This is a genomic window from Paenibacillus rhizosphaerae (genome assembly GCF_014192015.1).
GTDB classification, from domain to species: Bacteria; Bacillota; Bacilli; order Paenibacillales; family Paenibacillaceae; genus Paenibacillus_AQ; species Paenibacillus_AQ rhizosphaerae.
The window spans coordinates 792,934-812,663 of record NZ_JACHXJ010000003.1; the positions used below are offsets into that span (position 1 = coordinate 792,934).

At 48.7% G+C, this 19,730-nt stretch carries 31 protein-coding genes and 2 pseudogenes; 4 read left to right on the plus strand and 29 right to left on the minus strand.

The genetic code is table 11. The annotated features are described in order from the left end of the window. The first annotated feature begins 31 nt into the window (after nucleotides 1–31). Nucleotides 32–301 carry an excalibur calcium-binding domain-containing protein gene (locus FHS19_RS20315; RefSeq protein WP_183583627.1) on the plus strand — a complete coding sequence of 90 codons (270 nt, stop codon included), beginning with the start codon at nucleotides 32–34 and terminating at the stop codon, nucleotides 299–301. A gap of 218 nt (nucleotides 302–519) precedes the next feature. Here FHS19_RS20315 and FHS19_RS20320 read toward each other — a convergent pair whose 3' ends face one another. The 5 genes and pseudogenes from FHS19_RS20320 to FHS19_RS20335 form a co-directional block, all read right to left on the minus strand. Continuing rightward, nucleotides 520–1,122 carry a dienelactone hydrolase family protein gene (locus FHS19_RS20320; RefSeq protein ID WP_183583628.1) on the minus strand — a complete coding sequence of 201 codons (603 nt, stop codon included), beginning with the start codon at nucleotides 1,120–1,122 and terminating at the stop codon, nucleotides 520–522. A gap of 47 nt (nucleotides 1,123–1,169) precedes the next feature. Then, complete coding sequence (locus FHS19_RS35005; RefSeq protein ID WP_312887292.1) at nucleotides 1,170–1,568, minus strand: nuclear transport factor 2 family protein; 399 nt, start codon at nucleotides 1,566–1,568, stop codon at nucleotides 1,170–1,172. Continuing rightward, a pseudogene (locus FHS19_RS35010) lies at nucleotides 1,542–2,084 on the minus strand (O-acetyl-ADP-ribose deacetylase); the annotation flags it as partial. The pseudogene FHS19_RS35010 and the gene FHS19_RS35005, both read right to left, overlap by 27 nt. A gap of 198 nt (nucleotides 2,085–2,282) precedes the next feature. Further along, entirely contained in the window at nucleotides 2,283–2,720 is a 438-nt protein-coding gene (locus FHS19_RS20330; RefSeq protein WP_183583630.1) for a GNAT family N-acetyltransferase, read from the minus strand. Between the two features lie 217 nt (nucleotides 2,721–2,937). Further along, the gene (locus FHS19_RS20335; RefSeq protein ID WP_076173330.1) at nucleotides 2,938–3,147 is read right to left on the minus strand and encodes a KGG domain-containing protein; all 210 of its coding nucleotides are present in this window, start codon (nucleotides 3,145–3,147) and stop codon (nucleotides 2,938–2,940) included. A gap of 377 nt (nucleotides 3,148–3,524) precedes the next feature. On the opposite strand from FHS19_RS20335, the gene FHS19_RS20340 reads away from it, so the two are divergent. The 3 genes from FHS19_RS20340 (at nucleotide 3,525) to FHS19_RS20350 (ending at nucleotide 7,070) form a co-directional block, all read left to right on the plus strand. Then, the gene (locus tag FHS19_RS20340) at nucleotides 3,525–4,700 is read left to right on the plus strand and encodes an AGE family epimerase/isomerase (protein ID WP_183583631.1); all 1,176 of its coding nucleotides are present in this window, start codon (nucleotides 3,525–3,527) and stop codon (nucleotides 4,698–4,700) included. Continuing rightward, the gene (locus FHS19_RS20345; RefSeq protein WP_183583632.1) at nucleotides 4,697–5,878 is read left to right on the plus strand and encodes a glycoside hydrolase family 130 protein; all 1,182 of its coding nucleotides are present in this window, start codon (nucleotides 4,697–4,699) and stop codon (nucleotides 5,876–5,878) included. Before FHS19_RS20340 ends, FHS19_RS20345 begins: the two co-directional genes overlap by 4 nt. A gap of 175 nt (nucleotides 5,879–6,053) precedes the next feature. After that, nucleotides 6,054–7,070 carry a substrate-binding domain-containing protein gene (locus FHS19_RS20350; protein WP_183583633.1) on the plus strand — a complete coding sequence of 339 codons (1,017 nt, stop codon included), beginning with the start codon at nucleotides 6,054–6,056 and terminating at the stop codon, nucleotides 7,068–7,070. 54 nt (nucleotides 7,071–7,124) lie between these two features. Here FHS19_RS20350 and FHS19_RS20355 read toward each other — a convergent pair whose 3' ends face one another. From FHS19_RS20355 to FHS19_RS20465, 24 genes and pseudogenes are all read right to left on the minus strand, one after another. Next, nucleotides 7,125–7,670 (minus strand): GrpB family protein, encoded by a 546-nt coding sequence (locus FHS19_RS20355; RefSeq protein ID WP_183583634.1) that lies wholly within the window; start codon nucleotides 7,668–7,670, stop codon nucleotides 7,125–7,127. 104 nt (nucleotides 7,671–7,774) lie between these two features. Further along, nucleotides 7,775–7,915 carry a hypothetical protein gene (locus FHS19_RS20360; protein ID WP_183583635.1) on the minus strand — a complete coding sequence of 47 codons (141 nt, stop codon included), beginning with the start codon at nucleotides 7,913–7,915 and terminating at the stop codon, nucleotides 7,775–7,777. A gap of 51 nt (nucleotides 7,916–7,966) precedes the next feature. Then, the gene (locus tag FHS19_RS20365) at nucleotides 7,967–8,539 is read right to left on the minus strand and encodes a GNAT family N-acetyltransferase (RefSeq protein ID WP_183583636.1); all 573 of its coding nucleotides are present in this window, start codon (nucleotides 8,537–8,539) and stop codon (nucleotides 7,967–7,969) included. A 37-nt stretch (nucleotides 8,540–8,576) separates the two neighbouring features. After that, nucleotides 8,577–9,347 (minus strand): nucleotidyltransferase domain-containing protein, encoded by a 771-nt coding sequence (locus FHS19_RS20370; RefSeq protein ID WP_183583637.1) that lies wholly within the window; start codon nucleotides 9,345–9,347, stop codon nucleotides 8,577–8,579. A gap of 61 nt (nucleotides 9,348–9,408) precedes the next feature. Next, a complete protein-coding gene (locus tag FHS19_RS20375) occupies nucleotides 9,409–9,795 on the minus strand; it encodes a tautomerase family protein (protein ID WP_183583638.1) in 387 nt (128 codons plus the stop codon). A 49-nt stretch (nucleotides 9,796–9,844) separates the two neighbouring features. After that, the gene (gene cysK / locus FHS19_RS20380; RefSeq protein WP_183583639.1) at nucleotides 9,845–10,777 is read right to left on the minus strand and encodes a cysteine synthase A; all 933 of its coding nucleotides are present in this window, start codon (nucleotides 10,775–10,777) and stop codon (nucleotides 9,845–9,847) included. A 135-nt stretch (nucleotides 10,778–10,912) separates the two neighbouring features. Further along, nucleotides 10,913–11,494: a DJ-1/PfpI family protein gene (locus FHS19_RS20385; protein WP_183583640.1), complete on the minus strand. Its 582-nt coding sequence runs from the start codon at nucleotides 11,492–11,494 to the stop codon at nucleotides 10,913–10,915. A gap of 68 nt (nucleotides 11,495–11,562) precedes the next feature. Further along, nucleotides 11,563–11,769: pseudogene (locus FHS19_RS20390) on the minus strand (GNAT family N-acetyltransferase); the annotation flags it as partial. A gap of 17 nt (nucleotides 11,770–11,786) precedes the next feature. Then, a complete protein-coding gene (locus FHS19_RS20395) occupies nucleotides 11,787–12,341 on the minus strand; it encodes an ATP-binding protein (RefSeq protein WP_183583641.1) in 555 nt (184 codons plus the stop codon). Further along, entirely contained in the window at nucleotides 12,338–12,727 is a 390-nt protein-coding gene (locus tag FHS19_RS20400; protein ID WP_183583642.1) for a VOC family protein, read from the minus strand. Before FHS19_RS20400 ends, FHS19_RS20395 begins: the two co-directional genes overlap by 4 nt. Before the next feature lie 41 nt (nucleotides 12,728–12,768). After that, the gene (locus FHS19_RS20405; protein ID WP_246426697.1) at nucleotides 12,769–12,996 is read right to left on the minus strand and encodes a hypothetical protein; all 228 of its coding nucleotides are present in this window, start codon (nucleotides 12,994–12,996) and stop codon (nucleotides 12,769–12,771) included. Nucleotides 12,997–13,027: 31 nt separating this feature from the next. Beyond that, a complete protein-coding gene (locus tag FHS19_RS20410) occupies nucleotides 13,028–13,213 on the minus strand; it encodes a hypothetical protein (RefSeq protein WP_183583644.1) in 186 nt (61 codons plus the stop codon). A gap of 79 nt (nucleotides 13,214–13,292) precedes the next feature. After that, entirely contained in the window at nucleotides 13,293–13,937 is a 645-nt protein-coding gene (locus FHS19_RS20415; protein ID WP_183583645.1) for an HAD family hydrolase, read from the minus strand. Nucleotides 13,938–13,955: 18 nt separating this feature from the next. Beyond that, on the minus strand, nucleotides 13,956–14,447 hold the full coding sequence (locus FHS19_RS20420) for an NUDIX hydrolase (protein WP_183583646.1): 492 nt from the start codon (nucleotides 14,445–14,447) through the stop codon (nucleotides 13,956–13,958). A 92-nt stretch (nucleotides 14,448–14,539) separates the two neighbouring features. Beyond that, complete coding sequence (locus tag FHS19_RS35355; RefSeq protein WP_183583647.1) at nucleotides 14,540–14,776, minus strand: DinB family protein; 237 nt, start codon at nucleotides 14,774–14,776, stop codon at nucleotides 14,540–14,542. Between the two features lie 245 nt (nucleotides 14,777–15,021). Continuing rightward, nucleotides 15,022–15,591, minus strand: coding sequence for an HAD-IA family hydrolase (locus tag FHS19_RS20430; RefSeq protein ID WP_183583648.1), 570 nt, complete (start codon nucleotides 15,589–15,591; stop codon nucleotides 15,022–15,024). A 25-nt stretch (nucleotides 15,592–15,616) separates the two neighbouring features. Then, nucleotides 15,617–15,772 carry a hypothetical protein gene (locus tag FHS19_RS20435; protein ID WP_183583649.1) on the minus strand — a complete coding sequence of 52 codons (156 nt, stop codon included), beginning with the start codon at nucleotides 15,770–15,772 and terminating at the stop codon, nucleotides 15,617–15,619. 269 nt (nucleotides 15,773–16,041) lie between these two features. Continuing rightward, nucleotides 16,042–16,137 carry a competence inhibitor ComI gene (gene comI / locus FHS19_RS34610; protein WP_221224054.1) on the minus strand — a complete coding sequence of 32 codons (96 nt, stop codon included), beginning with the start codon at nucleotides 16,135–16,137 and terminating at the stop codon, nucleotides 16,042–16,044. A 45-nt stretch (nucleotides 16,138–16,182) separates the two neighbouring features. After that, nucleotides 16,183–16,572: a hypothetical protein gene (locus FHS19_RS20440; protein WP_221224010.1), complete on the minus strand. Its 390-nt coding sequence runs from the start codon at nucleotides 16,570–16,572 to the stop codon at nucleotides 16,183–16,185. An 81-nt stretch (nucleotides 16,573–16,653) separates the two neighbouring features. Then, the gene (locus FHS19_RS20445) at nucleotides 16,654–17,172 is read right to left on the minus strand and encodes a GNAT family N-acetyltransferase (protein WP_183583650.1); all 519 of its coding nucleotides are present in this window, start codon (nucleotides 17,170–17,172) and stop codon (nucleotides 16,654–16,656) included. A 59-nt stretch (nucleotides 17,173–17,231) separates the two neighbouring features. Continuing rightward, entirely contained in the window at nucleotides 17,232–17,876 is a 645-nt protein-coding gene (locus tag FHS19_RS20450; protein WP_183583651.1) for an HAD hydrolase-like protein, read from the minus strand. Between the two features lie 49 nt (nucleotides 17,877–17,925). Continuing rightward, on the minus strand, nucleotides 17,926–18,702 hold the full coding sequence (locus FHS19_RS20455) for a Cof-type HAD-IIB family hydrolase (RefSeq protein WP_183583652.1): 777 nt from the start codon (nucleotides 18,700–18,702) through the stop codon (nucleotides 17,926–17,928). 82 nt (nucleotides 18,703–18,784) lie between these two features. Beyond that, the gene (locus FHS19_RS20460; protein ID WP_183583653.1) at nucleotides 18,785–19,216 is read right to left on the minus strand and encodes a GNAT family N-acetyltransferase; all 432 of its coding nucleotides are present in this window, start codon (nucleotides 19,214–19,216) and stop codon (nucleotides 18,785–18,787) included. Between the two features lie 40 nt (nucleotides 19,217–19,256). Then, nucleotides 19,257–19,691: a VOC family protein gene (locus tag FHS19_RS20465; protein WP_183583654.1), complete on the minus strand. Its 435-nt coding sequence runs from the start codon at nucleotides 19,689–19,691 to the stop codon at nucleotides 19,257–19,259. Nucleotides 19,692–19,730 lie beyond the last annotated feature (39 nt).

Sequence of the window (19,730 nt, forward strand, 5' to 3'; positions counted from 1 at the left end):
CCTTAATAGACGAACAGGGGTGGTTTGGAGAATGAAAAAAAGCATTTTACTTTCTCTAAGTGTGATTCTATGTACCGGGATCAGTCTTGGCACCATCAGTCATGCGCAAGCGGCAGGTCAAGTGAAGAAGTACAGGAACTGCACTGAATTAACCAAAGATTACAAGGGGGGCGTCGCCCGCTCGGCTTCCGTTAAAAACAAAGGCGGCAAGACCAAATATAAGCCCTATGTTTCTAAGGAGCTCTATGACGCCAACAAAAGCAAAGACCGTGACAAAGATTCGATTGCGTGCGAAAGATGACGGAAAAGAAAATGACCAGTGCCTCAGCAGTATGATCCCTTTCTTATGGGGTCATGCTTGTTTTCGTTTTTGACCAGTTCGAAGATGGCGGTGTGACCGGCTCTAGTAAACCAGCTCGCAATCCCGATGCTCCCATACGACCCCCCCATTTGGAATTTATACCCATACCCAGTTTACAGGAATGTATGTTCGCATGTAAAGCAAAAAATAAGCCTCTACTACACTTCCCTCTTCGCTACCCTCCGCAAAAAATTAAAGCTCATCTCCAGACATGCCTGATAGGCTTGGGGAAAATAGCTTTTGGAATAAGGATTCATGAACCCATGTTCCCCTTCGATGACGTGAACGTGCGTATTCCGGCGATGCTCCAGTTTCTCTGAGAGCTCCGATACGTCAAATGATTTTTCGTTACTTGCAAAAAACAACAAAGCCGGGCACTTCGGCTCCATTTCGGCGTAGCTGCGAATTCTTGATCCGTAATATCCGATGATCCCGTCGATTCCGGATCCACTGCACCGCCAGGCAATGGTTGCCCCAATACTGAAGCCGACGATCATGATGCAGTCGTATCGATCCCGGTGATCCCGCACGATTTGATTCACTTCATCCACAGCCCGGTCAAAGCCAATCTGGTTCACGAAATAGGAGTAGGCCTCTTCCTCTTGTTCATATGGAAAAGGCCCCCGTATCAGCAGGTTCGGGGTGAGCACCTCGTAACCCGACCGGGAGACCTTATCGCCAAAAGCAAGAATATGCTCGTTAAGCCCATAGATTTCATGGAGTATGATGACCAGTGTCTTTCTGGATGTTGGAAAATTCATGTTTGCCATCTCTTTCTGTATTAAATCGTTAGAGCTCTGTCGCGGCATTAACTGTAATCCTCAATAAGAGACAGCTTTCCATCCCGGATCGTAAAGATCGACCTTCCTTGTAACCGAATGGTATCTCCCGCCTTCGCACCGTCCGGAAGATCTGACGCCAGCACCCCCGTGTAGTCAATGTCTGCCTCGATCCGGCCGTTCATCTCCCGAAGCTCCAAGATGGTCTGAAGCCGGGTTGAAAATAGAGCTGCCGCCTTTTCCGCCAAACCACGAAATGACTGCAGTCCTTTCGTTTCTACTGAAACCTCGTTACCGACGATATTTCTGAAAACAACATCCGGATGAAGCACACTTAGCATCCCCTCAATGTCAAAAGCGTTATAAGCTTCGATGTAATGGCGAATAAGCAGCTCGGCATCCTCGTGTTCTAACAGCTTCCGGTATATCTCTTCATTTTCCTCGTCAAAGCAAACAAACTGCACCTTCTTGATCGAGGTCTGCGGATGAGCCGATAGGAACTCCTTCACCGCACGGATGGCAACCGGCGCCGCCAACGCTTTGGGAAAACCGTAGATTCCCGTGCTAATGTTTGGAAAGGCTACGCTTTCCAGCTCGTACTGATCAGCCAGCTCCAACGATTGGATATAGCAGCTGTGCAGCTTGGCCTCTTCCTCATGCTGTCCGCCGTTCCACACGGGCCCCACAGTATGAATAACATATCTGGCCGGCAGCCGGCCAGCCGTCGTGATCACGGCTTCGCCTACGGGGCATCCTCCTTGTCTGGCCCGAATTTTCTGGCATTCTTCAAGAATTTCGCTCCCCCCGGCACGATGAATGGCCCCGTCGACACCGCCTCCGCCCAGCAGGCTCGAATTCGCAGCATTCACGATGCCATCCACTTCCGCGCGGGTAATGTCTCCCTGAACTAATTCGATCGCGGCCGATTGATAGTTTCGTTCCATACATCGTTCTCCTTTCCGCCTGAACCTTCTAGCGATGGATCTTTATTCTATTTAAATTGTTCCAACTAGCTTTCCCGATGCCTTGTCCTGAATTCCCCATGGCGCCACCTGCTGCTGGCTATATCTTTCCAGCACGGGGAGGTCTTGATAGACGTTTTCCCCCATTCCCTTCACCCTTTATGATCGATCTGAATCGTTTTATGCGGAGCCGCCATTATCCATATTTCTGATGTAATCCGCCATGCGCCGCATCATTTCCATTCTTGTAAAATGGTATTGTTCGTATAACCCGTGCGCATCCTTGGTGCCAAGCAGGCCGTTCAAATCTTTGAACTCATCGGCATTGGTAATCGTCCCAACCAGCTTTTTCCCGATGCCTTGCCCCCTGTATTCCTCGTCCACAAACACGTCGCACAACCAATACATTGTGGCCCCGTCGGTCACGACCCGCGCAAAGCCGACCAGCCTGTCTCCGATATAAGCCCCGTAGCAAATGGAATTTTCGATCGATTTCAGGATTCTTTCTCTGGGCCGTTTATTTGCCCAATAGCTCCGCGACAGAAAATCGCAAACCTTCTCCACGTCCAGTTTTGACTTGTCGGTGCTGATCACCAAATCGCCGTTCAAGTTTTCCATTTATATCCACCCTTTATGTATTTAAGGGCAATAGTAACAAGTCTGATTCCAAAGTTCAATCGTTTTTTTGCAAAATAAAAAGAACAAAACCCGAGAAATCTCGGGCCTTGTTCTTAGGCTGGGCTCCACGTGTCGCAGGATCCGGTTTTTCTTTCAAAAAGCCGGATTCAATCGCCGCTTACCCTAATGTCATATTCCAATTTAGGGGGCCATCGTATTAATCGTTGTCACGCTGACGTGCGCGGGCTTCGCCGCCTTTTTCACCGATTTTACGGTAAAAGTCCTTGTCGTGGGACTCGGCTGTAGCCTCCCCGCCCTTGCGGCCGATTTCCTGATAAAATTCTTTGTCATGATTTTTCGCCGTGGCTTCTCCACCCATACGGCCTCGTTCTTCCGGACTCATTTTGCCATTTTGGTTATTTGCCATGATTAATCACTCCTCTGAATTTTTGGAATTCCTTCACGCCATGTATTTAACCGCATGAAAAAATATTAAACATGTTCTCCTTCCATTTGCCAGCATGAAATTTTTAACTTATTTCAGCTCGATTATACTTTAGTTACGATTAGTTAATCGTTTAGGTTATTGAATAAATCAACATATACCCTTTCTATATCAGCTTCTCATTAAAAAAAGAGAGTGTCTCCATTCTGCCTGTTACAGACTCTTTAATAGTATGCTAAAGATAGAATTCACGTACTTCCAGCCCCTCTCTCATTTCTCATTGACAATATCGCTACCGGATTATTAATATAAATTTGTAAGGTTAACGATAACTTAATATAAAAGGAGTGCGTTAAGCGTTGAAATCCATTGAACAGGAAATCCGTAGGGAGTGGACAGAGCATATCCTCCCCTTTTGGGCGGCATTGCGGGATGACCGGCATGGGGGATATTACGGCGAAGTGAGCGTAGACCTGCAAACGGACACTCTAGCTCCCAAGGGAGGGATCGCCACCGCGCGCCAGCTGTGGTCGTTTTCCGCAGCCTACCGGGTAACCGGCGATGAGATATGGGCATCCCATGCGAAGCATGCCTATTTGTTTTTAAAAGACCGGCTTATAGACCGGGAGTACGGCGGTATTTACTGGATGGTTGATCATGAGGGACAGCCGCTGGACACGCGCAAGCATGTGTATGCCCAGTCCTTCGCCGTCTACTCGCTCAGCGAATACAACCGGGCCACCGGCGATGCGGAAGCGCTTGAGCTGGCACGCGAACTTTTCGGGCTGATTGAAGAGAAAGGCTATGATTCCGGCATTCAGGCTTATAAAGAAGAGTTTGACCGCGAGTGGCATGAGCAGCCAAACGAAATGCTCAGCGAAAATGGGATTAACGCGGACATCACGATGAACACCACCATCCATGTGCTTGAAGCGTATACGACGCTGTATCGCGTATGGCCGGATCCCCGGGTCCGCTCCGCACTGGAACATTTGCTGTCCATGCTCTACAACCGGATTTACGATCCAGAGAAGAAGCGTCTGAATGTGTTCTTTGACCGCAGCTGGAACTCTCTGCTGGACCTGACCTCGTTCGGTCATGACATTGAAGCGAGCTGGCTCATTGACGATGCGATGAAAGCCATCGGTTCCGACCATGCCGATTACGCAAAGATGGTGGTAGACATTGCTTATCAGGTCGCCGATACCGCAGTTTCGGAAGACGGCTCCCTGATGAACGAGCAGCACGGCGACCGTATCGACGATACCCGCATTTGGTGGGTGCAGGCCGAGTCTATGGTCGGTTTCTATAACGCCTATCAGCGGACGGGCGACACCCGTTTTCTGGATCTGATCGACCGGATGTGGACGTATACGAAGACCCATATCATTGATCCTAGAGGCGGCGGGGAATGGTATTGGTCGGTTCAGGCGAACGGGCAGCCGGATCGCCGTGAAATAGCCGGACCTTGGAAGTGCCCTTATCATAACAGCCGATTTTGTATCGAAATGATCGAAAGGATGAATGAAGCATGATCCATAAAAAATACGCCGAGCTGGCTTCCCGCCAGGAGGAACTGTTGTCCCGGCCTAATGAGCGGAATACGGAGTTTTACAATGGAGTCTATGACCGGTACAAGTACCCTGTGATCACCCGCCACCACGTGCCGATCCATTGGAGGTTTGACCTGGATGCGAAGCGCAATCCGTTCTTTATGGAACGGCTGCGCATGAACGCCACGCTGAATCCGGGAGCCATTTATCACGATGGAAAATATATTCTGGTCGTACGGACCGAGGGCCTGGACCGCAAGTCGATATTCACCCTGGCTGAGAGCGAGACCGGAATCGATAACTTCCGTTTCGTGGATCAGCCGTTGGTCTGGGACGATATCGACCCGAACGAAACGAATATGTACGACATGCGCCTCGTCAAGCATGAGGACGGCTGGATTTACGGAATCTACTGCTCCGAGCAAAAGGACCCGGACGCACCGGCTTACGATACGTCGAGCGCTGTAGCGCAGGCCGGGCTTGTCCGCACCCGGGACCTCAAAACCTGGGAGCGTCTGCCGAACATTCAGACCGGCTCACCGCAGCAGCGGAACGTGGTCCTTCATCCGGAATTCGTGGACGGCAAATATGCGTTTTACACGCGGCCGCAGGATGGCTTCATCTCTACCGGTTCGGGCGGCGGTATTGCTTTTGGGTTGTGTGAGGACATCCTGAATCCGGTCATTGACCAGGAGACGGTGATCGACGAGCGCCGGTATCATACGGTATATGAAGTGAAGAACGGTCAAGGGCCTGCCCCTATCAAAACCGACCGCGGCTGGATCCATATCGCCCACGGCGTCCGCAATACGGCAGCGGGTCTTCGCTATGTCCTGTATATCTTTGCAACCAGCTTAGACGATCCGGCCAAGGTTATTGCTAAGCCAGGCGGCCACTTCATCGCACCGTACGATGACGAACGCGTCGGGGACGTCTCGAACGTGATTTTCTGCAACGGGGCGGTCGTCAACGAGAAGAATGAAGTCTTTATTTACTATGCTTCAAGCGATACCCGCATCCATGTGGCCACGACGACGGTAGACCAGCTGGTCGATTACACGTTCAACACGCCGGCGGATGAGTTCCGTTCGCTGGACAATGCGGCCCAGCGCGCCAAGCTGATCGCACAGAACGAAGAGCTGCTGCGCGTGCGCGCTTAAGTTTTACCAACACTGTATAACCCCGGCCTTATTTAGATACATCTTTCTTTATTCGCTTGCCAAAGCAGGCTATACTGTACTATATGATGAATGGAGCGTCCGGCTGCCGTAAGGCAGCCGGCGTTCAATGTAACGGACCTTTCGAATAACCAATCGTTGTAAAGGAGATGGTGGAATGAACAAGCATATCACCTTGCGGGACATCGCCGAGCGAATGGGCGTCAGCAGCGTCACCGTCTCAAAGGCTTTGAATGATAAGGAAGGCGTCAGCGGCGAATTAAAGGAGCGGATCAAGCAGCTTGCGGACGAAATGGGATACCGCATCAATAAAGTCGCCAAGTCGATGAAGGAAGGCTTAACCTATAACATCGGCGTCGTCATTCCCGAGCGTTTTACCGGACAGACGCAGTCTTTTTACCTGAAAGTGTACCAGCAGATTGCGATGGCCCTTGAGCCATACGGCTACGACGGCATTCTGCATATTTTGTCCGCCGAAGACGAGAAACTGCTCCACCTGCCGCGCATCTACTATGACCGCAAAGTAGACGGATTCATCCTCCTCGGCCAAATCAGCAAGCCTTATATCGAAGCGTTGGAGCACATGGAACAACCCAAGCTGTTTCTCGACTTTTATGACGAGCATTCCGACATCGACTCGGTGACGACCGACAATTTTTACTGCGCTTATGAGATCACGAACTATCTGGTCCAACAGGGACACCGGAAGATCGGCTACGTCGGCAATCTGTATTCGACCAGCAGCATCCAGGACCGGTACCTGGGCTACTATAAATCTTTGCTGGAGCACCGAATTCCGTTGAATGACCACTGGATCGTCAATGACCGCGACGAGGAAGGAACGCTGATCGATATGGAACTGCCGGAGGATATGCCTACCGCCTTCGTCTGCAACTGCGACCGGGTCGCCCATTTGCTCGTCCTGAAGCTGAAATCGCAGGGCTACCGTGTGCCGGAGGACTGCTCGGTGGTCGGGTTTGATAATGACGTGTTCGCTACCTTGACTGAACCGCACCTGACGACGGTCGAGGTCGATACGCCGCAAATGGCCCAGACCGCCGTCCACTCCCTGCTGAAGAAGATCAGCTCGCCGGAAATGCGCTTTGGCCGCGTTCTTGTTCAGGGTAAGATCATTTACAGAAACTCCGTTAAGAAAGCAGACTCTACAGGTTGACTCAGACCGTGATCCTCGCTTTACGATGCTACGGCATGTCGGTCTTCCGATTCGCTATGCATCCGATTTCAGCGGCGTCCAGCCGGTCGCTTGCGACCAATCATGGGCTCTCTGCAGAATCTCCCATACGACGGGTCCCTTCCCCTCTACGTATTTCTCGCGTTCATGCTGAAACCGCTGCATCAGAAGATGCTTCTCGGCCGAATAACGCCGGCAGTCTTGGGGATGTTCGCGCAGGTAGTCCCTAAATAATAGGGTCAGCTGCTCGGACCAGCTCCCTGCCTGCCGCACATGGATATGCGTTCTGCGGGTACCGGGAATTTCACGAAAGTACTTTTTCGTCAGGTCGGGATTATCCTCCCTGTGTACAAAACCGACGGACTCAAGCTTGGCCCGGTAACGGGCAACATCCTGCAATGCCGCAACCGACACCTGAATATCAATGATCGGCTTCGCATCCAGCCCGGGAATGGAGGTCGATCCCACATGATCGATTCGCACGGCCGCCTCCCCTAAGGCTTTTCTTAGTTTCTTTCCCAATTCGGAAAAGAGATGTCTCCACACCGGATCGTACGGCGCGATTCTCCACTGGTTTTCCATTTCCGGCTCCTTTCCTGGCGACACAAAAGAGAGGAATCCACGCAGGACGCCTCTCTTTCTTCATGTCAAAGACTTGATGTATCGGGATCGGATGCAAGCCGGCGTCACTCCCTGCTGCGGTCGCTTAATTTCTCACTGATCTCCCGCAGGGTTAGCTGCAGCGCATCCATCTTCTTCAGGCTTGTATATTGGTTGTTGATGATGGCAACCAGAGCGATCAGCAGGATGACAAACAGAAATAGCATGTGATCGTCCTCCAATCGTTATAACTGCTGCTCGAAGTTATTCACGAGCACTTAGGTAGTCCATTCTTTATCCTTCCGTAAAATGGAGTACATCCGTTGATCCACAAACTTCCCCTTCATCTTCAGCTGTTCCCGCAGCACTCCCTCGAAGCTCATCCCGAGCTTCTCCATTACCCGGTAAGACCCCGGATTGCTAGCGTTGCATCTGGCTTCCAGCCGATGGAATCCTGCTTGGACGAAAGCGTAACGCACGATTTCCCTCGTCGCTTCCGTGACGATCCCCTGACTCCAATAAGCTCTGGCCAACGCATAACCTATTTCGGCTTTTTCATGCACCGGATCTACATTAATGAGGCCAGTTCTGCCTATCAGTTTGCCACTCGCTTTCTCGACAATCCCCCAATGGATCGCTTGCTTCATGTCAAACCTTAAATTGACCCTGGTTAGATAATCGATGGTCTCCTGCATAGAAGTATGCCGATCCCACAGTGTTTCAGCCGACACATCCGGATCGCTTGCGAGCTCAAAGTAATCTGCGGCATCAGAGAGTTCCAGTCTTCGAATCCGAAGTCTCGCCGTTTCAAATGTTGGAGGACTTGAAAATAGTTTTCCTACATCCATCATCCATGGGCCTCCCCATTCTAAGCGCTTCTATTAGGCATTAGCTCCAAACAACCTTCAAATACTTTCGAAACAGCTCATCCAGCAGCGGAGTCGGATCCTGGAGTTCTGTCTTAAAGTCCTTCAAAAAATCGATAACGTGTTCAATTTCGGCTTCGATAAAGTCATTGATGCGATCGATCCGCTTTTCATAATCCAGTTCCTCCCCAGCCATCTTGCGACTTAAGAGAGAATGGACCTCTTTTAAAAGGGATTCATCCGAAATTAAATCCGCAACGAGATCCTGAAAGAGAATGGGAGGACTCGTGTTATACTTTTCGATCCATTTGCATGCCAGAATAGGCCGCAGCACATAGAAGTACTTTTTAATCTTCACATGCTCACCGCGCAAATACTCACGGAAATTCCCTTGAGCCATACTTAGATAATGGTGCATGGATGCTTTGGGAGAAAACACCTTCTCTTTGATGTCTAACAATTCGCCTCTAAAGCCGTAGTTCTCATCATAAACGATGTCAGAAACAAGCCATTCTAACAGCGGCGGATTGGACTTTCTAAACAGCTTCAGCGCTTTCCGGATGTCCCACCCGTTGATATCCAGCATATCGTTGATCGGCAGTTCGATCACGTCCCGCTTATCATCGATAGACAGGTACCATTCCGGCCTGTGCACATAGACAAAACGAACATCGTAGTCGCTGTCTTTGGAAGGAAAACCCCATGCACGGCTTCCTGATTCCACAGCGAAAAGAATCTTAACCTGATGGTTCTGTTCAATTTCTACTAAATTCTGTTTTATGATTTCTTTCACCGCTTGCCTCCTCCGGAATGCCCGCATTGATTTCCCCGTCCATTGCTGCTCTCCTTGCTTTTTACACGTCCACCCGATAATTGAGATGCAGCTCGTCCCCCGGAAGTCCGCGAATTCCCCAATTCGCTTTCGGCGTTTCAAAAATCGTGATTTCCAGGTCCGAAACGCCGATCCCAAGGGCGGGAATTCTATCGAAAAGAAGCTGGATCAGCTGCTTTTTCGCGGCATCCGATCGTCCTTCGAACATGCTGATTTCAATAATTGTATATCTGTCGGTACGGTCACCGGGGTAAATGAAGTCTTCTTGATCCATGAAAAAGAACCGATGAAACCTTTTATCCTGAGGGAGCTGCAGCGCCTCCACGGCACAGGCTTGAAGCACATCCGAAAAATCGCTCTGGATCGGCTTCAGCGTGGAGCGCAGACCGAAAATTTTAATTTGAGCCATACGTCTTTCCCCTTCCATGAAATAGGTTCATCCCGGGATGCCGACCTGGTTATACGTTAGGAAAAAGAGGCGTCGAGAGATATCTTTCTCCTGTATCGGGAAGCAATACGACGATCCGTTTATTGTGGTAATCCGGTCTTTTTGCCAGTTGAATGGCCGCGTAAACGGCAGCCCCGGACGAAATGCCCACCAGCAACCCTTCCCATCTGGACAGCGAACGGGCCGTTTCCAGCGCATCTTCGTCTTTAACCTGGATGATCTCATCTACGATGGACGAGTTAAAGTTATCCGGAACAAAGCCCGCCCCGATGCCTTGAATCTGGTGAGCCCCCTTTTTCCCTCCGGACAGAACTGCCGAGGCAAAAGGCTCCACCGCCACGATCCGCACGGACGGATTTCTTTCCTTTAGCACCTCGCCAACCCCAGTGATGGTGCCGCCTGTACCGACACCGCTGATGAAAATGTCCACGTCCCCGCCAGTGTCTCTCCAAATCTCTTCCGCTGTCGTCATCCGGTGAATCGCCGGATTGGCCGGGTTGTTAAATTGCTGTGGAATAAAGGAGTTCGGGGTGGATGCCGCGATTTCTTCGGCTTTGCGGATAGCACCGCCCATCCCTTCATTCGCCGGTGTCAGCACCAGCTCGGCTCCAAGCGCAAGCAGCAGCTTGCGGCGCTCCAGGCTGAAGCTCTCCGGCAGGGTAATAATCAGCTTGTAACCCAATGCCGCTGCCGCAAAAGCCAGGCCTACCCCGGTATTTCCGCTCGTCGGCTCGATGATCACCGAGTCCTTGTTCAGCAGTCCGCGCTCCTCGGCATCCTTGATCATGGCATAACCGATGCGGTCCTTTACGCTGCCTGCCGGGTTAAAATACTCCAGTTTAGCAATGAGGGTCGCCTGAAGCTCGTGCCTCTCCATCACATGGCCCAGCTCCAGCAGCGGCGTATTTCCTATAAGTTCAGTCAAGTTCTTGGCGATTGTCATTTCCGTTAACACTCCTGAGTATAAAATCCAACTTCCTCCGTTGGTCATTACTTCAAGTTATCATTTCCGGAAAATAAAAACAATCCATGCAACCCATGAAGCACCGTAGACAGGCTGCTTGCTCACGCTGCCCTGTCATACCTCTACAATACCGGCGGCTTGGTAGGGGTAGTCGATCTGCCTTTTCACGAGCTGCGCCGCTTCGGCTCCCGCCAATAGCTCAATGACGTATACGCCCAGATCAATCGATGTGGCCACCCCGCCGGCCGTGATGAAATGACCATCTTTTACGATTCGGGCATGAACCACCTCTTCGCAGTAAGGCTGCAGCAAGTCGTAGACGTTGGGATGGGTCGTCGCTTTCCGTCCTTTTAAAAACCCCGCAGCTCCCCACAGCAGCGAACCCGTGCATACGGACACTTTGAATTCCGCCGATTCCGCCGTTCGAATCCAGTCGATAAAGTCCACATCCTCCCGTAGCTTTCGCGTTCCCATTCCGCCCGGGATGAACACCAGGTCATACGCCGATAAATCCGGCCGGATTACATTCACCCTGACCCGCATGCCCAGTTCATCCGTCACTTCCTCCGTCAAGCCGCAAATGTCCCATGTCGTATCTTTCGTTGGCTCAAACTGCCGCAAGCGGTAGATGACATCATAAAAGCCGACAAAATCCAGAAACGTAACGCCATCGAACAAAACCAGCGCAATCCTCAATCGGAATCATCCTCTCAAAAAAAGGGGTGACCTAGGTAACAGCCTATCTGAAACGACCCCGGCCCCTTCTATATTGAACTGCTCAAAGCTGTATGAGATGCGGCATATTCTTCTTTCAGCAAGCCGTAGATCTCCAAATCGACAACGCCTTTACCCGACCAGACGGTTGCCTGCCTTAACGTCCCCTCCAGCATAAAACCGTTCTTCTGCAGCACACGCTTGGAGGCATCGTTCGCCGGCATCACTTCGGCCTGCAGCCGATTGACCCCCACCTGGCATGGACGGACAAGCATTACTCCATCAGTTCAGCAACCTGACGAATAACGTCGCCGACATCGTCACCGTTCCGGATGACAAAGAAATGGTCCGCTTCTTCCGCCGTAGGCTCTATGACGCCGCTGTCTGGAGACTCCGCCTGCTGCCGATCCAAAACGGCTTTAAAGGAAGAAGCCCTGCTGAAGATGGAAGTGCTTCGCTGGCTGTGAGCTACCCGTTCTTGAAGGACCGCATCCGGAAGGTCAAAATAAACGACAACCGTCGTAAATCCATGGTTTTGGTAATATTCGATCAGTTTGAGGCGGGCATGGCGATGGCGGTTGGAATTGCACAGGATGAGATGATAGGAGGTCTGGTTTACCGCATAATCCACAATGGCCTGAGTCACGGCATATTTGATCCGATTAGGTCCTTGTTTCGGCAGCAGAGTCCGATAATGGGTATTGATAAAATCCGCATGGTTGTCCTGATCAATGACCAGGGCGTTCGGCAGTTGTCCTTCCAAGGATTGGGCAAACGTCGATTTACCGCTGTGGGTTACCCCTACGGTTAGGATGGCGAGCCTCTTCACTGCGGCTGCTCCTTAGGCTGATAGGCGCCCAGCTCATTTCCGAATGGATCGACAAATTTGAGGACCCAGCCGAATCCGTGATCTTCATACTGCCTGATATGTACTTCGTTGTCCTGCAGCGCATCGTGCAGCCGGTCAATCTGCCGGGTGATAAACATAAAAGACGGCATCGGAAATTCATCTTCCGCCAGCCAAAATGTCCGCTCATTCTTTGTGCTGCGGTGCAGCATGAGAACCGGACCGGAAGTGAATTTTAACCAAGCCGCATGATCATACACCGTCATAATATCAAGACCAAGCACCTTGTTATACCACTCAACCGCTTGCGGGATATCCTGCACCGGCAATTGCACGTGATCAACGTTCTCTACGAGATGGTTCAACATAACTCCTCCCTTCATCCTTCACGAATTAACCAGGTTTCGGCTTAATAATATTTCAATAATTCCTTGTCGATCTCATCAATATAACCGATGTCTTGTTGACCATCCCAGAATACAATGCTGCTCGCTTCATTATTGATGACAAAAGGCCTCTCCTGATCAATATCCGCACAAAACAATCCGCCGTATTCGGTCCTGCCGTCCTTTAACCGGAACTTCATCATCCCTTTAAATGCAACATGATTCGAGGTTTGATTGGTCTCTTCAGCCATTTCGCGTATAGCGCATTCTCGAAGGGATTCGCTAGGTTCCAATATTCCGCCGGGTAATTCCCAGTGATTTTTCCATGTATTGTGGAGCAGCTTTATTCTTGGCTACGACCAGGGCGTGAGTAATCGGAAAATCCAGGCTCATTTGGGCTGCTTCCTCTTCGGACACGCGCAGAAATTCGTCAAATACATCCCCATTTTGATTGATACAAATCGGCATCTCGATCCTCCTTCACGAAATATAACGAAATACTCAACGGATGCAACTCGGATGCTCTTGTACCAGAACTTCCATCCGCTCAAAAAATCTCTCCAAGCTTGATTTCATCATAAGAATGTACCGTGATATCCGCTTGGTCCAGGTTCTGATTCCCCGAGTTCGGATTCAGATAGCCAATGCACTTCATGCCAGCCTTCTTGGCGGCGATCACCCCGTTTCTTGAATCTTCAAGAACGACGCAATTCTGCGGATCGACTCCGAGCTGCTTTGCCGTCTCGAGGTAAATGTCGGGTGCGGGTTTTCCTTTTGGAACCTCCTCACCGCTGACCACCGTTTTAAAAAAATGACTCAGCCCAAATTTCCCAAGGACACCTTCAATAAAAATCCTCGGGGAAGACGAAGCAACCGCCATCGGAATATTCCGCTGCTTAAGTTGAGCAATCAGCTCCCGAATGCCTGCTATAGGCTCTATTTCGAGATTGTTGAGAATATTCATTTTCAAATTCATTTGATACTCGATCATGTCCTCAATCGTATGCACCAAGTTGTGCTCCTGCCTGAAAATGCCCAGCATCTCGGGATTGGTCATCCCGACAAACCGCTCCAGCTCCTGCTCCGTCGTTTTCACACCAAAGTAATCGAGTGTCTTAATATCCACGTCAAAATGAATCGGTTCGCTGTCAATAATGACGCCATCCATATCGAAAATAAATGCGCTGTTCATGAAGTTCCTCCCTTTCGCCTAACCTGCAGTTATAAACTTATGCTTCAAATAATACATGATCCCAGCCCGGTCCACATCGGAAAATTGTCTTGGGTCCTCTTTCATCAGTTGATGGATTTCCTTGACCGATCTCCAGCCGACATCCGCCGTTTCATCGCCATTTCGCAGCAACGTTCCCTCAGCCCTGCATAAAAAGTACATACCTATGGAATCTACCGGACCTTTGATCGTCTGATATACGCAAAAGGGTTCGACACACTCTACCTCAAACCCCGGATTGATCCCGCGCGTATCAATCCTTTTCTCGCTGCCTTTTATTTCGACGATGGTGAGCCCCGTCTCCTCGCGCACTTCACGTCTTAATCCATCCAGGATCGGTTCAAACAGCTCCAATCTGCCTCCTGGCAATTCCAATGATTCTTCTCCCGGCTTGCAGCGAGTCTGAAGAATGATTTCCGCTTGGTTGCGATGAACGCGTTCAATGATGGCCCTTGCATTGACGAAAAACATAACGCGTGCCCCCTCTTCCACTTTGATGATTACTCATTAAAAACGGATCACATCCGCATCCGGCGGTGTATACCTGAGCATTCTCCCCATCGTCAAATCTGGCCTTTGTGATGGAATTCGTGCGTCATGACGTGAGTTATCAGCTGCAAAATAGAGTATTCTTTCTGAGCATGCAGCGAGAGAATCTCACCGGCGATACGCTCATCGGGACGGTAACTGTATTCCTGCAGAAATCTCTCTACCATCTCATCAACTTCTGAAAATAGGTTTCGAATATCCTGCACCGTGCAAGTGAGGCTGGTTTCCGTGGTTTCCCGGGATGAACGCATGGCAAATCGGCGATCCAAAATTCATAGACATTAGCGATATGAACCAATGTATCACGTATGCTTCCCCTGCCAAAGTCATTTATAGGTAGAATGAAGTCTGCCTCCTTGAATCCTTCGCAAAATGAAAGGACAACCTCCCTCGATCCTTGGACCAAGGCATACTGGTTGGCTAACAACCTAGTCACCTCATTTCTGATATCATTTTTAATGATCTTTAATAGGAATATTGACCGGTGCCCGAGTCGTTATATCTTTAAGGGTATAACGTTGAAAAAGTCTTTGTAGTTGAATAGGTAAAAATCGGCGCCTGGGGTTTCGTTCTGAAATAAACAGGTTTTAATCCCTAACGTCTTGCCGGGAAATATATCGATCTCCCGATCGCCAATAATGAAATCGATCTGGTTTCTATGATGCAAATACAGATATGATGCCGGATCCGGTTTTCTGGGAAAGCCGTCGTCACCAGCGACGATATCTACAAAATAGGGCTCCCAGTGATAATGTTGCAATATTTGGATGACTTCTCTGCGAGGTTTGTGAGTCATTATTACATTCTTTTCTGCTGTCCGTAAAATGTTCTCTAAGTCGGGGAAGGGTGGCGTTTGTTCCGGTTGAAGGCTCTCTTCTCTTCTAAAAATTTCTTTGATTTGAAACTCCGTTAGATTGAAGTACTTAACTGCGTGAGTAAACGAGATCTTCAGCTGCTGCAGGATTTCTTCTGTAGGTCTTTGCCGTTCCAACACCTCATTAAAAATGTTCGTATAGGCTGGGTAAGTATTAAACAAGGTGCCGTCGAAGTCCCATAATATGTTCAATGACCTCCTCCTCCCTTCACTAGGATTAGAGATCCTCTCCCGACTCATCCACTTCTCTGCTACCGCCGCCAAAATACCATTGATGCCTCTCTATGAATTCTAAAAATTCGTCTATAAAAATATCGTTATTCTCATCATCTCGAATTTCGACGATTCCCTCAATTTTGATGAATTTGGCCATTACAAGCCTCCATTAATTAAATTTTTAGTATACTCGTTGATATGTCTCACCACTAGCCACTCAAAATGATTCAGGCCAACTGCGCTCCTCCCAAAAAATACATCCTGAATTACTTCTACTTTGATACATATTTTTTGTGTTATTATATATGTAATGAAGACCAAGTGCTGGTAACACTTGGTCCATACAATTGGCTTGGATGGGATTCCCCTTCTTAGTCAGTTCAAAGGAAAAAAACCACCTTTCGCTTCCAATCTAAGGGTGGGTTTTTACTTTCTCTTGTTGTTATTATTAATGTATGTTAAAAGAGCAAGAATCAGCGTCCCAAATAGGAACATGATCGTTAATGCGTCTTTTACTTCCATGGCTTCAGCTCCTTTCGAAGGGAAACCATGCCCACCCAAGATTAACTACCCCACCGCAACAATCAAACTCGTCACGAGCAATAACACAGAGACGGGCGCCCAGATCCTTCTCTCCCATTTGCTTCGAGTAATCAGGTTCAGCACGGTTGAAATCGTTGAAAAAGCAACCACAAACCAGATCGCTTTGTCGGCAAACGAATCCCATGCCGGAAAGAAGAAGCCCGACCTGATCAGCACGATCGACGCGATGGCGAGAAGAACGATGGCCTGAACGATTGCCCCCATACGCATACCCGGCGGGTACTTTCCTGGGAACTTTCCACCCATCGCATAACTACCCCATGGCATCCCTAATGCCAGGGCCAGCTGAAAAAGAACCACAATAAAAATGAAAACGGTGAATAGCATCGCCGATATGGATACCAACACGGTCATCCCACTCTCCCTCAATTGAAGCCTATTGGGTGAAACCCGCTTTTTTTCTCTGGCAGCGCATCATTTCCGGCCTATGCCCCACTACACCTCGATCCAAAATCGGTTCAAGACATTTCCGTCTTCCTCAATAAAGTCTTGGTCTGGAATCCCGCCATTGTTAAGGATCGTCTTCTTGGAGCCTATATTGTGGGCATCGCAGACCACCAACACTTGATGTATTCCAAGTATCTTGGCTTCTTGTAGGGCTAAGGAGAGCAATCGGGTGGCGTAGCCTTTTTGCCTTTCCGAGGGACGGATCCCATATCCGATATGTCCGCCACTGTTCAATAATTTTTCATTAAGCTCATGTCGTATATTTACGGCTCCTGCGATCCGATTCGTCTCCGTCACTAACCACAACGTGGAGTTCCTTACATATCCATCCGGCAGGTCCTTGCCTTGTTCATTGTCCTCTAAAAACCGGAGTATTGCCGCAAAATCCGTAGGATCCTTTGTAATGACCCAAGGTACCATCGGTTCATTGCTTTCCTTCCAGTCCAGATAAAAAGAGAGGTACTCCTCTTGCAGTTCTGCCGTAGGTTTGATTAATCGTACAGTCATCTCAGTTGCTCTCCTCAATCACATTTGTTTATCGTCTGACCGGCCGTGACAATCCATTTCTAATAGACTACGCCCAGAATGTCCTCGATCTTCTTGATGTAATGAGTGCAATTTTCCCGGAGCAGTTCTCCGTCGCCCCCATATCCATACTCGGCTCCGATAGAGTCAATCCCGTTGTTTTTGGCCCCGATCATATCATGCTTTCGGTCGCCAATCATGACCACTTCGCTTTTCACAAGGTTTCTGTTCTGGAGAAGGTATGTAATGATTTCGGTTTTGTCGGACAGCGTCCCATCCAGATGACTGCCAACGACCCATTCAAAGTAATGGTCTACTTCAAAATACTTGAGGATCTCATCCGCAAACACTTTCGGTTTAGAGGTGGCGACATACAGCGTAAATCCGTCGTCCTGCAGCGTCTTCAGCACGCTTTGCATCCCGGGATACAGCTCATTTTCAAACATTCCGCGTTCCCTAAAATACTCCCTATAGTATTCAACACCTTGCAACGCCTGGCCCTCGGAAAAGGAGTAGATTTCCATAAACGAGTTTTTCAACGGGGGACCGATAAACGGCTCCAGCTTATCTAAGTCATCTTCTTGAATCCCGAACTTGTTCAGTGCATATTGTACCGACTTGGTAATCCCTATTTTGGGGTCCGTAATCGTTCCGTCCAGATCAAATAAAAGATGCTTGTATCTCATGAGCTAGTTTCTACCTGCTTTCTAATTATGGTTTTCCAATAAATAATGCTTACAGAATATTTTCCAGTATCTTCGCAACCCCATCGTTATCATTCGTATCCGTGACCTCTTTTGCCAACGCCTTTAGTTCTTCCACTGCATTTCCCATTGCCACGGGCCAACCACAAACTCTAAATAATCCAAGATCATTTCGATCATCACCAAAGGCGATCACTTTTTCAAGGGGGACATTCAAGCTTTTGCATAGTACATCGACAGCTTTTTCCTTTGAGGCCATTTTAGACGTGATCTGAACAAGTTCTCCATGATCTGTAACGATCACATTCAATTGGGCTGCAAGCTTCTCATTAAATAAGCTGGTATCCATATGGCCGTAAAAAAGAATTTTTGTTGCATCCAGTTTTTTTAGTTCTTCCAACGATTTCACGGTCGGATTTTCCTGAACCTTCATATAGGCTGTATAATCATACTCCTCAAGGCTCAACCATTCATCCATTACTTCCAGACTTATTTTCAAACCCACGCCGCAGCTTAACCCATACTCCAAGACCTCAGCGGTCATTCGAGCTTCAATAGGTTCATGATGATGAATTCCTGTTTGTTCACATATAATATAGGCTCCGTTGTAAAAAATAGTTGAACCCATCCTCAGTAATTCTTCCGGTAATAACCATCTCACAGCTCTTGGTGGCCTTGCGGTCGCAAAGATGATTTTCATTCCTTTCTCGTAACAATCCTGAATAACCTTATAGTTCCGGTCAGTAATTTGTTTATCTGAGTTGAGGAGAGTTCCATCTAAATCCAAAACAACTGCTGCAAAATTCATTGAAATTCTCCCTCCAATGAAATACAAATGAACAAACAAGCCCTTACGTTGCCTGAGCTTGTTGTCATTCCAATCATGTTCCCTAAACTTGATGATCGATTAACTCCTTTATGAAATAGTAATGCTTACTTCCTAGAGGTGCGTTCTCGATCACGGCCATTTCTTTATATCCATATTTCTTATAAAACTCAGGAGCCTGAAAACTGAAGGTGTTCAATTTAATGAAAGTACAGTGCTTTGTCCGTGCAATTCGTTCTGCTTCCTCCAGTAATCTTTTCCCATGCCCGCTTCTACGATGTTCATCTTCTACCCACAAAATATCAACTTCCATCCAATTCCAGCATATCGCGCTGTTTAGGCCGGCTATGATGCGGTCCTCTTCATCCTTAACGCAAAGATTCAATTCTTCATAAATACCATTGGGGACTTGATTTGAGTTAAATTCAATCAATTTATTCCTTACGTAATTCGCTTCATCCGCTGTTCCTCTTCGTATTTTTGGGATTTCGGACATCGTATCCTCCTGTTGGATTTGTATCGTTAAACTTCTCTTCCTAGGAATGACCTGCTTTCATTCGCTCCATAATCGGATGGCCTTCTTTCAATTGAAGCAAGTCCCACAGGTTCCCATACAGGTCTTTAAAGACGGCGACCATTCCATAGGACTGCTCTTTCGGCTCCCTCACAAATTCGACCCCTTTGGCGATCATATCGTTGTAATCTCTCCAGAAATCATCCGTATTCAGAAATAAAAACACTCTTCCGCCGGACTGTTTGCCGATGAATGGTTCCTGTTCAGGTTTCGATGCCCTTGCGAGTAAAATGGTTGTACCTGCCGAGCCCGGAGGAGCAACGACGACCCAACGCTTATCCTGTTCCGGCTGATACGTATCCTCAACTAATGTAAAATGAAGCTTCTTCGTATAAAAATCGATAGCCTCATCGTAATCCTTAACAACTAGCGCGATGTGCACGATGGATTGAATCATATCCTCTTCTCCTCCGATACCTTGTAACATCCCGTGAAA

Bases quoted from the DNA above. Each gene is read 5' to 3' on its own strand.
- FHS19_RS20315 (WP_183583627.1), top strand. From the start codon at position 32: ATGAAAAAAAGCATTTTACTTTCTCTAAGTGTGATTCTATGTACCGGG.
- FHS19_RS20320 (WP_183583628.1), bottom strand. From the start codon at position 1,122: ATGAATTTTCCAACATCCAGAAAGACACTGGTCATCATACTCCATGAA.
- FHS19_RS20330 (WP_183583630.1), bottom strand. From the start codon at position 2,720: ATGGAAAACTTGAACGGCGATTTGGTGATCAGCACCGACAAGTCAAAA.
- FHS19_RS20335 (WP_076173330.1), bottom strand. From the start codon at position 3,147: ATGGCAAATAACCAAAATGGCAAAATGAGTCCGGAAGAACGAGGCCGT.
- FHS19_RS20345 (WP_183583632.1), top strand. From the start codon at position 4,697: ATGATCCATAAAAAATACGCCGAGCTGGCTTCCCGCCAGGAGGAACTG.
- FHS19_RS20350 (WP_183583633.1), top strand. From the start codon at position 6,054: ATGAACAAGCATATCACCTTGCGGGACATCGCCGAGCGAATGGGCGTC.
- FHS19_RS20355 (WP_183583634.1), bottom strand. From the start codon at position 7,670: ATGGAAAACCAGTGGAGAATCGCGCCGTACGATCCGGTGTGGAGACAT.
- FHS19_RS20360 (WP_183583635.1), bottom strand. From the start codon at position 7,915: ATGCTATTTCTGTTTGTCATCCTGCTGATCGCTCTGGTTGCCATCATC.
- FHS19_RS20365 (WP_183583636.1), bottom strand. From the start codon at position 8,539: ATGATGGATGTAGGAAAACTATTTTCAAGTCCTCCAACATTTGAAACG.
- FHS19_RS20375 (WP_183583638.1), bottom strand. From the start codon at position 9,795: ATGGCTCAAATTAAAATTTTCGGTCTGCGCTCCACGCTGAAGCCGATC.
- cysK (WP_183583639.1), bottom strand. From the start codon at position 10,777: ATGACAATCGCCAAGAACTTGACTGAACTTATAGGAAATACGCCGCTG.
- FHS19_RS20400 (WP_183583642.1), bottom strand. From the start codon at position 12,727: ATGTTGAACCATCTCGTAGAGAACGTTGATCACGTGCAATTGCCGGTG.
- FHS19_RS20405 (WP_246426697.1), bottom strand. From the start codon at position 12,996: ATGGCTGAAGAGACCAATCAAACCTCGAATCATGTTGCATTTAAAGGG.
- FHS19_RS20410 (WP_183583644.1), bottom strand. From the start codon at position 13,213: ATGCCGATTTGTATCAATCAAAATGGGGATGTATTTGACGAATTTCTG.
- FHS19_RS20415 (WP_183583645.1), bottom strand. From the start codon at position 13,937: ATGAACAGCGCATTTATTTTCGATATGGATGGCGTCATTATTGACAGC.
- FHS19_RS20420 (WP_183583646.1), bottom strand. From the start codon at position 14,447: ATGTTTTTCGTCAATGCAAGGGCCATCATTGAACGCGTTCATCGCAAC.
- FHS19_RS35355 (WP_183583647.1), bottom strand. From the start codon at position 14,776: ATGCGTTCATCCCGGGAAACCACGGAAACCAGCCTCACTTGCACGGTG.
- FHS19_RS20435 (WP_183583649.1), bottom strand. From the start codon at position 15,772: ATGGCCAAATTCATCAAAATTGAGGGAATCGTCGAAATTCGAGATGAT.
- comI (WP_221224054.1), bottom strand. From the start codon at position 16,137: ATGGAAGTAAAAGACGCATTAACGATCATGTTCCTATTTGGGACGCTG.
- FHS19_RS20440 (WP_221224010.1), bottom strand. From the start codon at position 16,572: ATGACCGTGTTGGTATCCATATCGGCGATGCTATTCACCGTTTTCATT.
- FHS19_RS20445 (WP_183583650.1), bottom strand. From the start codon at position 17,172: ATGACTGTACGATTAATCAAACCTACGGCAGAACTGCAAGAGGAGTAC.
- FHS19_RS20450 (WP_183583651.1), bottom strand. From the start codon at position 17,876: ATGAGATACAAGCATCTTTTATTTGATCTGGACGGAACGATTACGGAC.
- FHS19_RS20455 (WP_183583652.1), bottom strand. From the start codon at position 18,702: ATGAATTTTGCAGCAGTTGTTTTGGATTTAGATGGAACTCTCCTCAAC.
- FHS19_RS20460 (WP_183583653.1), bottom strand. From the start codon at position 19,216: ATGTCCGAAATCCCAAAAATACGAAGAGGAACAGCGGATGAAGCGAAT.
- FHS19_RS20465 (WP_183583654.1), bottom strand. From the start codon at position 19,691: ATGATTCAATCCATCGTGCACATCGCGCTAGTTGTTAAGGATTACGAT.